Consider the following 13,546-nt stretch of genomic DNA (forward strand, 5'->3'; position numbering starts at 1 on the left):
CCATGACCGAGATATTAACGCCAGTAAAAATATTTTGGCCGCAGGGCTTGCGGTGTCAGTCTGTAGAGCGACCATAAGACCAGAACAGAGTAAATCTGTTAAGGCAGGTGCGAAAAATCCTTCGGGAAAGAAGCAGAAACCCAAATCGTGAGGTTTGGGAATCACCGTCCGTTTACGGCGGTGAGGATGTCAACGTCTTGTCAGAGAGTGACCGAGTGAGTTATAGTCGTCTATAAGACTCGATTAAAGCATTTCTTAAAAGAATCGTGGTTTTTGGAAAATCGAAAAGTGCGCTATTTTCCCTTCCACAGAAACCTGTTGCCGAGGGGAGTAACTCAAAAACTCCTTTTTTCCTAGATTCTGATAGACAGAACTGGCGGAAACGGATAAAAAATGCTGTTATCGAGCAAGACTCAGGGATTAATTGAAAATCTCGTCTCCTGGCTGTGCTTACCTAATTGAGGGTCAAGCCGGCACTTGCCAAACAGACTTAACAACTGAAACCAAGACTCAGTTCCCACGTCTGAGAGGCAGATGAACATCAAGATGAGGCTTTAACGATGCGGACTCATCTTCTTAGAACTTTCTTAACAAGACCAGATTTCCAGAAGTAGCCTCAAAGCATAGACAAATAGCCCATGGTCCGTCGCTTTTGAAACCGAAAGATTGAGGAAATTGAATGCCAAAACAAATAATCATAGCCGAACAACACCATATAGCGGCTGTTTTTTGGGAAGATCAAATTCAGGAATTAGTTGTAGCCACAGGTAATCAGCAGGTGGGCGACATCTATCTAGGATTAGTAGAAAATGTCATCCCCGGGATAGATGCAGCCTTCGTCAATATTGGCGATGCGGAACGCAATGGCTTTATCCATGTCACCGACCTGGGTCCCTTAAGACTGAAAAAAACCGCCGGTGCTATCACCGAATTACTGGCCCCCCAGCAAAAAGTGCTGGTACAGGTAATGAAGGAACCCACCGGCAATAAAGGACCGCGACTAACGGGAAATGTCACTCTCCCTGGTCGTTATCTGGTATTGATGCCCAATGGTCGCGGGGTGAATCTTTCCCGTCGCATCCGCAGTGAAGACGAGCGCTCCCGTTTACGAGCTTTAGCGATTTTGGTCAAACCGGCGGGGATGGGTTTGCTGGTACGCACCGAGGCCGAAGGCAAAGCGGAAGAAGCGATTATCGAGGATTTGGAATTTCTGCAAAAACAGTGGGAGAGCATCCAACAGATGGCCGTCAGCAGCCGCGCCCCGGCCTTGCTTAACCGCGATGATGACTTTATTCAAAGGGTTTTGCGGGATATGTACAGTGCCGATGTCAATCGCATTGTTGTGGATAACCCGGTGGCGGTAAAACGAGTTAAACAGCAATTGACGAACTGGGGCGGCGGCAAAGCTCTCGAAGGGGTTTATATCGACTCCCATCGGGAAACCCAGCCAATTCTCGACTATTTCCGGGTTAACGCCGCCATTCGCGAGGCCCTCAAACCCCGGGTTGATTTACCCTCCGGCGGCTACATTATCATCGAACCGACGGAAGCTTTAACGGTAATTGATGTTAACTCCGGTTCCTTTACCCGTTCGGCCACGGCCCGAGAAACCGTACTCTGGACTAATAGCGAGGCCGCCACAGAAATCGCCCGACAACTGCGCTTGAGAAATATCGGCGGCGTGGTGGTGGTGGACTTCATCGATATGGATTCCCGTCGCGACCAGTTGAAACTGCTGGAATTGTTTAATAAGGCCCTGAAAAGCGATAAGGCCCGGCCCCAGATTGCCCAATTATCGGAATTGGGGTTAGTGGAATTAACTCGTAAGCGTCAGGGGAAAAACATTTATGAATTATTCGGCAAAACCTGTGACCATTGCGGCGGACTAGGTCATTTAGCCCATCTACCCGGAGAAGGCAACGCCATCGCCCTAGAAACCCCCACCGTTAGCCGCGCGGAAAAAGAAACCTTTATCGTTGCTCCGACTAATACAAGAATTCTACCCGATAAGAGCGCTCCTAGCGTTGCGGCGGCCGAACCCTATCTAGAAGTTTTCTCCGAATTTGAGGCCGAAGAAAACGCCCAAGAGATAGATCTCTCCTTCCATCCCAACTATCAAGAACAGGTTAATAATTCTCGCCGTCGCCGTCGCCGTCGTCCCTCGGAACTGTTACTAAAAGAGGAACGGAGCGAAAAAGCCTCTACTAACGGTGTTAACAACGAAATCGAGCCGGAATCAGAACCCCAACGCTTTGAGGAAAAACGAGAACGCCCCGCCCGTCTCTCGAAACGGGGAGAAGATGCCAGCGCCGCCAAAAATATCCCCGTCAGCGAACGGGAGCGGGTTTCCGTGGAAATGACCCCGGTAGAACAGGAAGTTTATTCTTTAATGGGCATTTCTCCCCTGATTCTGGTGGATAAGGAGTTTAAAGACCCGAAATCGGTGATTGTTTCCGTGAAACTGGCAGGGGAAAGAGAAGCGGAAAACCCAGAAATGCCTGTTACTCCTGAAATATCCTTGACTCCTACCCTAGAAGTCGAGGACAACCCGGTAGAGGCGACGGAAACCAGCGAGGAAGCCGAAAATCGTTCCTTGGTGCGCCGTCGTCGTCGTTCCACCACTAGCGAAGTTAGTCAGGAAATCAACCAAGAAGCTAGTCCACCAGTGACTTTTACGCCCGAACCGATTACGACCGAAACTCCTGTTTTTCTGGGCGAAGTCATTCCTTTCGAGACCCCGGTGAGTGCCGAGGTGACAGAGGAGCCACAAATAGAGCCTGAAACCGCGGTGCTGCGTCGTCGTCGTCGTCGTTCCTCCGCCACTGTCGATGAGTCATGAGCGCAGAACCCTTAATTGCCGGTGTCGATGAGGTGGGGCGCGGGGCTTTATTTGGCCCCGTGGTGGCGGCGGTAGTGGTCACTGTCCCCTCTGGTTTTGCGCGGCTGTGGGAGTTGGGGGTGAAGGATAGTAAGCAACTTAGCCCCCAAAAACGGCAAAAGTTGAGCCAGCAAATACAACGGGATTTTGTTTGTCGCATCGGTTATGCTACGGTGAAAGAGATCGATCGCTTGAATATTTTTCATGCCTCCCTACTGGCGATGAGCAGAGCTATCGGGAAATTACCCCTTTCCCCCAGTCTCTGCTGGGTCGATGGCAAGCACATTATTAAAGATTTGTCAATCCCCCAAAAGGCGGTAATTCAGGGAGATCGACAATCCCCGGTAATTGCGGCGGCTAGTATCGTGGCCAAAGTCTGGCGCGATGACTTAATTACTCGTTGGCACAGACGCTATCCCGATTATGGACTCTCTCGTCACAAGGGTTATGGCACTGCTCAACACCTAGAAGCGATTGGCAACCAGGGAGTTACTTCTCAGCACCGGCTCTCTTTTAGTCCCTGCCAACCGAGGTGGGAGCATGACTGCCGAACAATTTGCCCAAGGGTTATCGAAATTTCTTGACCGATAGCCAAAAAATTCCCCTTTTTACCAGAAATAAAAAGGGGAGAAGATATTAGATAGCCTTACGATTCAGCCATCCATTCCGTATGGAAAAACTCACCTCTGGGTTTATCGGTACGTTCATAGGTATGAGCGCCAAAATAATCCCGTTGTGCTTGGGTGAGATTTTGCGGTAAATTGGCCCGACGATAACTATCAAAATAGTCCAAAGAAGAACTAAAAGCCGGGACAGGAATTCCCAACTTATTAGCCAAGACTAACACCTCACGCCAGGCTTCTTGGCGATCGAGGATACTTTGCTTAAATTCCGGTGCTAACAACAAATTCGGCAGGCCCGGATTTTCCGCAAAAGCTTTGCGAATTTTATCCAAGAAACCGGCCCGAATAATACAGCCGCCCTTCCATATCCGGGCTGATTCCGGCAGACTGATATTATAGTTAAACTCCTGAGAAGCTTTAGCGATTAAGGCCATACCCTGGGCATAGGAACACATTTTCGAGCAGTAAAGAGCATCACGCACCTTATTCACAAATAGTGCCGCATCCCCCGGATAGGTTTCCCCAGGTCCGGGTAACTCTTTTGCGGCGGCCACCCGTTCATCCTTATAAGCGGACATCACGCGAGCATTAACCGCAGCATAAATGGTCGGAATTGGCACCCCCAACTCCAAGGAACTTAATACTGTCCAGCGTCCTGTTCCCTTTTGTCCCGCCGAATCCAAGATTAAATCTATCAGATGATGACCGGTTTCTGGGTCAACACACTTAAAGATATCGGCGGTAATTTCAATTAAATAAGAATTAAGCTCATCGGTGCGGTTCCACTCGGCGAAAGTTTCCTGTAACTGCTGATTGCTTAGTCCTAGACCATTTTTCAGCACATCGTAGGCTTCCGCAATTAACTGCATATCGCCGTACTCGATGCCATTGTGAACCATTTTCACATAATGGCCCGCACCCCCGGAACCCACGTAGGTGACACAGGGACCATCATCGACTTGGGCGGCAATTTTGGTTAAAATCGGCTCTAATTCCCGATAGGCGAACTCTGTACCCCCCGGCATCAGGGAAGGACCGTGCAGAGCACCTTCTTCGCCACCACTGACCCCCATACCGACAAAACCGAGTTTAGTGGTTGATTCTAGGTCGCGGGTGCGTCTTTCTGTGTCCTCGTAGAGGGAGTTACCGCCATCGATAATCATATCTCCTTCTTCGAGAAGGGGTTTTAATTGTTCAATCACGGCATCCACCGGCGGGCCAGCTTTTACCATGACCAGAATTTTGCGGGGACGCTCTAAAATTTGGACGAATTCTTCTAAACTATAGGCCGCCTTGACATCCTTGCCGACGGCGCGAGTTTCCATAAATTCTTTAGTTTTGCTGGCGGTGCGATTGTAAACAGCTATAGGAAAACCCCGACTCTCCACATTGAGAGCGAGATTTTCTCCCATGACAGCTAGTCCGATAACACCGAAGGTACGTTTAGTCATAGAAATTCAGTCTCGGCTGATGCGTTCTTCCTCCCCTTTTAGCGCCTACTTTCCCTAAGATAGCTAAACTTTCCCTATTTCTTAAGCCTTGACTCATCAGGAGGCGGTCGGCAGGAGGCAGGAGATGGGGTTTTAGGGTGTTGGGGTTTTCGGGTGTTGGGGTTTTCGGGTTTTAGTTGAATTCCCCACTTCCCCACTTCCCCACTTCCCCACTTCCCCACTTCCCCACTTCCCAGAAAAATTAATGCTAATGTTAAATTAAATTAAGAAAATCCCCATTCTTCTTATATGCAGTTAACTTGGCTTGATAGTAATTCTTGGTTAATCGAAATCGGGGGAAAACGCCTGCTTCTCGATCCTTGGTTGGTAGGTTCCCTGACTTTTGGTAATTTAACTTGGCTATTTGAGGGCAAAAAAACCGCTAATCATGCCATTCCCGAACATATCGATCTGATTCTTCTCTCCCAAGGTTTAGAAGATCACGCCCATCCTCCTACTTTACAGGTACTCGATCATCAAATTCCCGTGGTGGCTTCTCCTAATGCCGAAAAAGTGGTTCGAGCGCTCAATTATACCCATCCCATCCCTTTAAACCACGGCTCTAGTTATATCTTTGACAATGCGATCGAAATTACTGCTGTCCCCGGTTCTCCAGTCGGGCCGACTCTGGTGGAAAATGGTTATGTTATCAAGGAATTAGCGACAAATCAGAGTATCTACTACGAACCCCACGGTTATCATTCTCCTAGCCTCGATTCTCTGGGTAAAATTGCTGTGATTATCACTCCTTTGATTGACTTAAAAATACCTTTCCTCGGACCGGTAATCAAAGGACAAGAAAGCGCCTTAGCAGTCTGTCAACGCTTGCAGCCTCAATATATTATTTCTACGGCTGCCGGTGGTGATATCGAGTTTAAAGGATTATTGATGGCGGTGTTAAGTGCTGAGGGTAGTCCCGAATCTTTTCAAGAATTATTAACATCCCATGCCTTACCGACAAAAGTAATTGATCCTCGTCCTTGGCAACCTTTTACAGTGGAATTAGGCGAGTTTGTTCCGGGTTTGAGCTAATCTCAATTGAGGGAAGAATAGAAAAAAGTTAAAATTTTCTTCCCGATTTTTATCTAAAAAAGTAGAATTTTTTTTATATCTTTGCTGGCTATAGATGACATTAATTGTTTGAAAAAACTGGCTCTCTTGAATATTAGATGTAAAATGGGGAGCATCCCCATTTTACTATGAGTAAGAAGACTTGATGCTTGCTGAATAACTGCGGTGGTAGATGGTAAAACTTCCACTTTACACAGCCCGAAATCTTTGAGATTTTTAGTACAGAAAACTATATAATTAAAAATGGCTCTTCTCTGCTAAATTTTCTATGAATCAGTTGCCCTTATTTTCTCAATCAAAATCAGTGCGAGACTTTTATCAACCTGATGCCGAAATAATTCTTTATCAAGGAGATAGCAATAATTTTATCAAGACTATACCAGATAATTCTGTGAGCTTGATTATTACTTCTCCTCCCTACAATTTAGGAAAAGACTACGAAAAAAAAATCTCTTTGGATACTTATCTGGAAACCCAAACCAAAATTCTGCGAGAATTCTCTAGAATCTTGCAAGATAATGGCAGTATTTGCTGGCAGGTGGGAAATTTCGTTCAAGAGGGAGAAGTTTATCCTTTAGATATTTTTTATTATCAGCTATTTAAACAAATGGGTTTCTTTTTAAGAAATAGAATTGTCTGGCATTTTGGTCATGGATTACATACCTCTAAAAGATTTTCTGGCAGATATGAAACTATTTTGTGGTTGACAAAAACCGATAAATATACCTTTAATCTTGATCCGGTGAGAATCCCCGCTAAATACCCTGGTAAGCGCCATTTTAAAGGTAAAAATATCGGTAAACCCTCTGGTAATCCTTTAGGGAAAAATCCCAGCGATGTTTGGGAGTTTTTGGCACAAGAATGGGATGAGTTACTGTGGGATATCCCTAACGTTAAATCTAATCATCCAGAGAAAACTATCCATCCTTGTCAATATCCGATCGAATTAGTAGAAAGATGTGTTTTAGCCTTGACAAATGAGGGGGATTGGGTTTTCGATCCTTTTGCCGGGGTCGGAACTTCTCTGATTGCTAGTATTATGCACAATCGTCGAGTGATGGGGAGTGAAAAAGAAGCAGAATATGTGAAAATTGCCAAGGAAAGAATCGCCGCTTATTGGCAAGGAAATCTCAAAATTCGTCCTTTAGGAAAACCTATTCATCAGCCTAATGGTAAGGAAAAAGTCGCTCAAATTCCCGAAGAATGGCACAATAATATATAGGAAGTAACACTGAATCTCCCCAGGAGAGTACAGGTTTTTGCTCTCATATCCTTGGGTTTTAATGCTTACTGCCGTCTAACCCATCCTACAATGATTGATAAGTTTTTTTGTCACCATTTTTAGAGAAAACTTTGCAGAATTGTGGCGGTTTCTTGTCCGGTTTTTTCCCAACTAAAAAGCTCGGCGCGTTGACGACTGAGGGACTTTAATTTTAGGCGTAATTGTTCATCGGTAGCGATTTGCTGCATTGCCTCTCTCATCTCATCGATACTATAGGGATTAATTAAAATTGCGGCCTCTCCTGTGACTTCTGGGAGAGAGGAAAGATTAGAAGTAATTACAGGAGTTCCACAGGCGATCGCTTCTAGTACAGGTAATCCGAAACCTTCCCAAAGGGAAGGATAAACTAAAGCAGTTGCTTGGTTTAAAAGTTGCGGCAATTCTGTATAGGAAACATAGTTTAAAAATTGCACTCGTTGAGAGATTGATAATGCTTCTACCTGTTGCTGTAGAGCAGGGGTAAAACGGGGGTCAAATTGACCGACAATTAATAATTGATATTCGGAATCGATTTGGGAAAAAGCAGTGATTAAACGAGCGATATTTTTGTGAGGATCATAACGACCAAGATAGAGAAAATAGGGACGAGTCGCCAGATTTAGAGGACGAAAATTATGAGAATCATATCCAGAAAGAATCACGGTTATTTTGTCAAGAGGTATGTTAAAAAACTTATTAATATCGGCGGCCGTTGCTTGAGAAACAGCGATAATATGTGTGGCTTTTTTCAGGACTTGGGGTAAATAGTATTTATTATAAAAAGTTAGGGGAGAAAATTTCGGGAATCGCAGGGGAATTAAATCATGAACTGTGACAATATAGCGGCAATTTCGATAAATAGGTGCTTCGGGAATGGGGGTAAATAGCAGGGAAGACTTCAATTGTTGATAGGTCTGATAGAGTTGGGTTTCTGTCCAAATTAAGCGCTTAATATTGCCTTTGGTTCCCTGCTCTTGGGTGAGGTTTGCCGAGACAGGATAGGTGTTAAAATCTGGGTAACTATTAGAAGTGATTAGGGTAGGATTTAAGTTAGCTAATTGGGGAATGAGATTTTTAGTATAGGTAGTCAATCCAGTATATTTAGTACCGAGAAAAGCGAGATTGATTAATAATTGATGATTCCTATTCATAGATATTTGCCAGTTATTATAAAAGAGAACGATAAGCTTTTATAGTAGCTTGTGCGGTTTTTTGCCAAGAGAATTTTGCCGCTTGTTTTTTTCCTTTAGTGATTAATTCTTGACGGAGAGAGGTATCACTAATAACTTGATAGATTGCCGCAGCAATTTCCAAGTAATTATCGGGATTAATTAATATTGCCGAGTCTCCCGTGACTTCGGGTAAGGATGCAGTATTAGCAGTTACCACGGGACAACCTAAAGTCATCGCTTCTAAAACCGGTAATCCAAAACCTTCATAAAAGGAAGGATAGATAAAAACATCGGCTTTTTGATAATAATCCGCAACTAAGTCATCGGTAAGATAATCAAGATGTTGGATACTATCTCGAAAGGGAGACTGAGATATTTTATCGCAAATTGGTTGATACTTCCATCCTTTTTTGCCAATCAGAATCAGATTATGGTCTAATTTATGCCTGTCCTTGAGATAGTTAAAAGCATCGATAAGATTAATAATATTTTTTCGTGGTTCTAGGGTACTAACAAAGAGTAAATAGGGTTTAGTGATAGTTAGAGATGAGGGAGGATTGGGGAGGGAAGAATAACGACTTGCAAGGGGAGTAACAAAAATTTTCTCTGGGTTCACATCTAAATATTCGATAATATCTCGTTTGGTACTTGCGGAGTTAGCAATGACTAAATCTGTCCATTTTAGAGATTGTTTAATGCGTTGGCTGTAGGTTTTGACAATCCCCGTGACAAACTCAGGATATTTAATAAAAGTAACATCATGAATAGTCATAACTTTACGACTCTGACGACAAGGATACACCACATGATCCAATCCGTGGAGAATATCGGGAGAATCAAGAAAGTTTTCTAGATAGGGAATTAGAGGATTAGGAAATCGGGTTAAGATATTGCTAAGACTGACGGGAATTGGTAAACATTTAACCTCTGGATAGGATTGCAGTTTTTCGGGAATAGAAAGATTACCCCGCAGCCAGTTTTTTACCGATGGTTGAAAACAGAGGGACAGGGAAAAGTTTTCTTGGTTTTGTAATTTAGCTAATTCGGCAATCAGGTGATAAGCATATAATCCAATTCCACTAGGATTTTGTCTTATCGGTGTACCATCAACTAAAATTTTAAGCATTTGCGGTTAGATGAGATTGATGGGATAGATATTTTTAAAATTACAGATTCAATTGTCAATTTTGCTTGGTTAGGACAAGATTAAAATCGGCAATAAACTCCACCCTAATAGTTAATCTTACCCTATAGCGCCCCTAAATAGCAGCCTTTTTGGGCTAGGTTACGGTGAATACTTATATTTATCGGGCAATTTTTTCGATTATTGTCCCCTCACCCACCCTACTACTATGATTGTCAAGGGGTACTTATAAGCTAAGACGTATTTTAATCGCCTATCCTTAGATTAGCTGAATCTCCTTGACGAGAAACGCTGTAATTAGTTATAATTACGGAAGAATAGCTTACCCGTACTTGTGGTGAGCGGAGATTTCTGAAAAGTTATCTCAGGGATGGCTTAGTCCCCTACAGAACAACCAAGATCGGGTAATGCCGAAAAATCTTGATTAACTAACTAATGTTTTCACTATGTTTAATCGCTTAGTATCTTTTAAATCCCTAGAAGGCCATGAAGGTGAGGTTAAATGTCTAACTTTTTCCCAAGATGGTAAATTTTTGGCTAGTGCTGGAGATGATAGTAATATTCTAATCTGGGAATGGAGAAAAAATCAGAAGTTTTCTTTAACTAAAAAAATTGATCAAGTTTTTGAAGATGATATCAATAAAATGTTTGGAGATCTAGAGGAGGGGATTGGCAATATATTTGGAAATAAGGGTGGAATCGCTATACCTAAAATTAATGATATATTCTCAAAACCTCCTCAAGTAAAGGTTTCGGAGATTGATGATATATTTTCAAGACATAGACATAAAAGAATCAATTCTGTTGCTTTTAGTCCCTGTCAAGGATTTTTGATTAGTGGAGGAGATGATCAAACCGTAAGAATTTGGTCACTGGAAACTAAAAAATTAATCTCTACCTTAACGGGACACCAAGATAAAGTTACAGCAGTAGCTGTTCATCCCGATAAGGAAATTATTGCTAGTGGTAGTGAAGATAAAACGGTGAAAATATGGTCAGTAAAAACCGGAGAAACTCTGTCCACATTACAAGGTCATAGCGATAAAGTCCTAACAGTTAAATTTAGTCAAAATGGTCAACTTTTAGCCAGTGGTGGCGGCGAAAATGACAAAACGGTAATTATTTGGAATCTGGCAGAAAAAAGCACTATTACCTTAAAAGGTCATTCCGATTGGTTTGGAGGTATTTTATCGGTAGATTTCGGCAGTAATAACAAATTTTTAGCCAGTGGCAGCAAAGACAAAACTATTAAAATCTGGGATATTAAAGCAGGTACAGAGGTAAAAACTCTCAGCGAACATAGTGATCATATCAATTCAGTTAGTGTTAGTCCTAATAATCAACTATTAGCCAGTGGTAGTGATGATAAAAGCTTAAAATTATGGGATTTAAAAGCAGGAAAAGCGATTATTTCTATTCCCCATCCCCAGAAAATCTATTCGGTTTGTTTTAGTCCCGATGGTAATTATATCGCCACGGCCTGCCAAGACAAAATCGTGAGAGTTTATGGCACTTCCGAACTACAATCTTTGGCAAGTTGAACAATCTTTGAGCGGGTGCATCTCATTTTTGTAAATCTACTAAGTTGGGATTTTTAAAGGGAAACTATCTGCCAAAATTGATCGTTACTTCCGATTTTATTACTCAATCCAAGCTTTTGGGGGGTAGAACCCCCCAAACTCCTAGGGTTGATTCATAGTAGGGTTGATTCATAGTAGGGTTGATTCATAGTAGGGTTGATTCATGGTAGGGTTGATTCATGAATCAACCCTACCCAAACCCCGGAGCGCATGAGCTTTTCGGTGGGATGCTTACACGCGGCTGCTGATATATTTGTAATAATTTAAGAGTCACTGATAATTGCTGATTGTCGATATTTCTGCAAATGTGATAGTCAATCCGGTTATTAAAAACTGATTATTTATTCCCCTTTGCATGAGTGCCTCTCCTCGTAACTAGCCTGTACTCAACGGATTTAGTATAATTATCCACTAGAGATCGCTGCCAGTTTGTTCCTCTCGGAAGTAAAGCTGATATAATTGACAGCTAGGCTGGGCTAGATCGCCTTTTAACTGAATTAAGCCCATACTTTCCAGTTTATAGGCAGTAATCGGTTCTAATCGCGCTCCCTTATCGGGAGAATTAACCACTTCCCCCATCGCTGTCAATAATTCCGGCTGTTTTTGCAGACTATCCCAGTGATGACGCAGGTGTGCCGCATAAATTCCCCCTTGGGTAGCAGCATTAGGGAGAATATTTTTTTCCCCACGCACCCGCGCTTCCAGGGCCAAACGGCTAAGATAGGGATGACCAGCAACTAGGGCAATTAAATCGCTAAGAAAACGCTGATTATCCTCATTTTTGGGCAATCCGTAGCTACTAGCCAAGTTTTCCAGTTGTTCGAGGCTAAAACCGGGTAATTTAATCGCGCGGCCGACATTAAAGGGAGATTGATTAGCGTCCAATTGAATATAGATTTCCGTGGAATTAGCAATCGCTAACCGCAAATTCTGCCAGATTTCTAAATTATTAGCTTCTTCGTGCCAACAGCGCAACAGCGGCAGAAAATCCCTAGCGATGTCGGGATACTGGAAAATTCTGTCTAAATTATCTAGGGCCAAAAAGAGCGGCCCGTTAATCTGTTCCAAAAGATAGGACTGAAAATAGGTTTGACAACTGATTAAACTGCCAAATAGTTCCTCATCCCAATATTCATCTAATTGCGGCTTTAAACCCAATTCTCGGCTGACATTTGCCGAAAACCAGCGACAAAATCGGTCTAAACTGGCAAACATCGCCTTTTCTGCCACTTGACAATTAATATAAACTGTGCTATGTCCCCAACTATCTGCCTGAGCGAGCAGATGTTTAAGCAGAGAAGTTTTACCGGTCTTTTCGGGGGATTTAATGCGAATGAGTGACCCTGGGCGATTAATTTCTTGATAACAGTCGCTTTCGACGGGAGGGCGGCTAATATAAGTATCTATAACTGATTTTTCTGCTAGTATCGGGGCGGGTTGATTTCTCCATTCAGGATATTTGAGATCTTTGAACCATTCCCGGAGGATTTGGAACTTACCCGGCCCTTTACTACCTAATTCGAGTTCGGGACAGCCATTATCTTTATCTACCGAGAAATAGCTATAGATTTTAGTCATCTGTTTTTTATAGGTTTCATGGCTGGCAGCCTCGGCCATTTCCCAAATTTCCTCATCCGGTTTGCGCCAATTTTCGTAGGCAAAACGAACTAAAAAAATCTCCTTTAATTTGCCTTGAACACCGTATTCTCTAGCTAGATGTTTAAGAAACTCGTCCCATCCCTGTGGTTTCATCCGGTTCTACTTTATTCTACTTATATTCCCTTTTTTTCCATGTTAACCCCTTTTTCCCTCTTGGCAATGGGACTGACATCCGAGAAGGAAGGCCCTATGGTAAAAATAGGTCAATTACCTGATGGTGTTTAAGGGAGTAAAGCCATGAAAATCTCGTTAACCTTGTTTGTTGTGGTCTCCTTGCTGTTAGGTTCTCTTCCTCGCACATTAGCGGTTAATAGTCAAGATAACCATTTTGACCGTTCCTCTTGGCCGCTAATTTTACCAAACCGTGACTGTAAGGGTGATAAGGACGATGATTGTAATTAGTCCTGATTATCTCGGTTCAGGTTATTACTGCATATCCCCCACCGATGAAAAAATCGTGGTCGGGATTTTTTTTATCCCATCGGCTGCAGATAGCTTTTACCAAGATAATTTCTAGATTCAAGACCAATCATCGGAAATTTTGGGTCTGAAACCCCGCCGTTCTAGGTTGGCTTTACGTTAGAATTAAAAGGCCAGTCTCGAAAACCAAGTGGACGGCGCAGCACCTTGAAAACTCGGCTTAGGGGGTTCCGACCAGAAAAGCTTGG

10 protein-coding genes and 1 pseudogene are annotated in these 13,546 nt (G+C 43.2%); 7 read left to right on the forward strand and 4 right to left on the reverse strand.

Annotation, left to right across the window (positions count from 1 at the left end; translation table 11 throughout):
- The 3 genes and pseudogenes from O9300_RS10705 to rnhB all read left to right on the forward strand — a co-directional run.
- Nucleotides 1–151: pseudogene (locus O9300_RS10705) on the forward strand (RNA-guided endonuclease TnpB family protein); the annotation flags it as partial.
- Between the two features lie 528 nt (nt 152–679).
- Nucleotides 680–2,839, forward strand: a complete 2,160-nt coding sequence (gene rne / locus O9300_RS10710; protein WP_287971621.1) for a ribonuclease E — start codon at nt 680–682, stop codon at nt 2,837–2,839.
- The gene (gene rnhB / locus O9300_RS10715) at nt 2,836–3,462 is read left to right on the forward strand and encodes a ribonuclease HII (RefSeq protein ID WP_287971623.1); all 627 of its coding nucleotides are present in this window, start codon (nt 2,836–2,838) and stop codon (nt 3,460–3,462) included. Before rne ends, rnhB begins: the two co-directional genes overlap by 4 nt.
- 62 nt (nt 3,463–3,524) lie before the next feature.
- Here rnhB and gnd read toward each other — a convergent pair whose 3' ends face one another.
- Nucleotides 3,525–4,952: a decarboxylating NADP(+)-dependent phosphogluconate dehydrogenase gene (gnd, locus tag O9300_RS10720; protein WP_287971625.1), complete on the reverse strand. Its 1,428-nt coding sequence runs from the start codon at nt 4,950–4,952 to the stop codon at nt 3,525–3,527.
- Nucleotides 4,953–5,240: 288 nt separating this feature from the next.
- On the opposite strand from gnd, the gene O9300_RS10725 reads away from it, so the two are divergent.
- Nucleotides 5,241–6,023 (forward strand): MBL fold metallo-hydrolase, encoded by a 783-nt coding sequence (locus O9300_RS10725; protein WP_287971627.1) that lies wholly within the window; start codon nt 5,241–5,243, stop codon nt 6,021–6,023.
- A 307-nt stretch (nt 6,024–6,330) separates the two neighbouring features.
- Nucleotides 6,331–7,284, forward strand: coding sequence for a DNA-methyltransferase (locus O9300_RS10730; RefSeq protein ID WP_190723364.1), 954 nt, complete (start codon nt 6,331–6,333; stop codon nt 7,282–7,284).
- A 119-nt stretch (nt 7,285–7,403) separates the two neighbouring features.
- On the opposite strand, the gene O9300_RS10735 is transcribed toward O9300_RS10730, so the two are convergent.
- Nucleotides 7,404–8,474: a glycosyltransferase family 4 protein gene (locus O9300_RS10735; protein ID WP_287971628.1), complete on the reverse strand. Its 1,071-nt coding sequence runs from the start codon at nt 8,472–8,474 to the stop codon at nt 7,404–7,406.
- A gap of 16 nt (nt 8,475–8,490) precedes the next feature.
- The gene (locus tag O9300_RS10740) at nt 8,491–9,621 is read right to left on the reverse strand and encodes a glycosyltransferase family 4 protein (protein WP_287971630.1); all 1,131 of its coding nucleotides are present in this window, start codon (nt 9,619–9,621) and stop codon (nt 8,491–8,493) included.
- Between the two features lie 464 nt (nt 9,622–10,085).
- Between O9300_RS10740 and O9300_RS10745 the strand changes: the two genes are divergently transcribed.
- Nucleotides 10,086–11,180 carry a WD40 repeat domain-containing protein gene (locus tag O9300_RS10745; protein WP_287971632.1) on the forward strand — a complete coding sequence of 365 codons (1,095 nt, stop codon included), beginning with the start codon at nt 10,086–10,088 and terminating at the stop codon, nt 11,178–11,180.
- A gap of 450 nt (nt 11,181–11,630) precedes the next feature.
- On the opposite strand, the gene O9300_RS10750 is transcribed toward O9300_RS10745, so the two are convergent.
- Nucleotides 11,631–12,971 carry an AAA-like domain-containing protein gene (locus O9300_RS10750; protein WP_287971634.1) on the reverse strand — a complete coding sequence of 447 codons (1,341 nt, stop codon included), beginning with the start codon at nt 12,969–12,971 and terminating at the stop codon, nt 11,631–11,633.
- Nucleotides 12,972–13,115: 144 nt separating this feature from the next.
- Between O9300_RS10750 and O9300_RS10755 the strand changes: the two genes are divergently transcribed.
- Nucleotides 13,116–13,280, forward strand: a complete 165-nt coding sequence (locus tag O9300_RS10755; protein ID WP_287971636.1) for a hypothetical protein — start codon at nt 13,116–13,118, stop codon at nt 13,278–13,280.
- The last annotated feature ends 266 nt before the right edge of the window (nt 13,281–13,546 follow it).

This window comes from Microcystis sp. LE19-195.1E (assembly GCF_027532095.1).
GTDB lineage: Bacteria > Cyanobacteriota > Cyanobacteriia > Cyanobacteriales > Microcystaceae > Microcystis > Microcystis aeruginosa.

Bases quoted from the DNA above. Each gene is read 5' to 3' on its own strand.
- rne (WP_287971621.1), top strand. From the start codon at position 680: ATGCCAAAACAAATAATCATAGCCGAACAACACCATATAGCGGCTGTT.
- rnhB (WP_287971623.1), top strand. From the start codon at position 2,836: ATGAGCGCAGAACCCTTAATTGCCGGTGTCGATGAGGTGGGGCGCGGG.
- gnd (WP_287971625.1), bottom strand. From the start codon at position 4,952: ATGACTAAACGTACCTTCGGTGTTATCGGACTAGCTGTCATGGGAGAA.
- O9300_RS10725 (WP_287971627.1), top strand. From the start codon at position 5,241: ATGCAGTTAACTTGGCTTGATAGTAATTCTTGGTTAATCGAAATCGGG.
- O9300_RS10730 (WP_190723364.1), top strand. From the start codon at position 6,331: ATGAATCAGTTGCCCTTATTTTCTCAATCAAAATCAGTGCGAGACTTT.
- O9300_RS10735 (WP_287971628.1), bottom strand. From the start codon at position 8,474: ATGAATAGGAATCATCAATTATTAATCAATCTCGCTTTTCTCGGTACT.
- O9300_RS10740 (WP_287971630.1), bottom strand. From the start codon at position 9,621: ATGCTTAAAATTTTAGTTGATGGTACACCGATAAGACAAAATCCTAGT.
- O9300_RS10745 (WP_287971632.1), top strand. From the start codon at position 10,086: ATGTTTAATCGCTTAGTATCTTTTAAATCCCTAGAAGGCCATGAAGGT.
- O9300_RS10750 (WP_287971634.1), bottom strand. From the start codon at position 12,971: ATGAAACCACAGGGATGGGACGAGTTTCTTAAACATCTAGCTAGAGAA.
- O9300_RS10755 (WP_287971636.1), top strand. From the start codon at position 13,116: ATGAAAATCTCGTTAACCTTGTTTGTTGTGGTCTCCTTGCTGTTAGGT.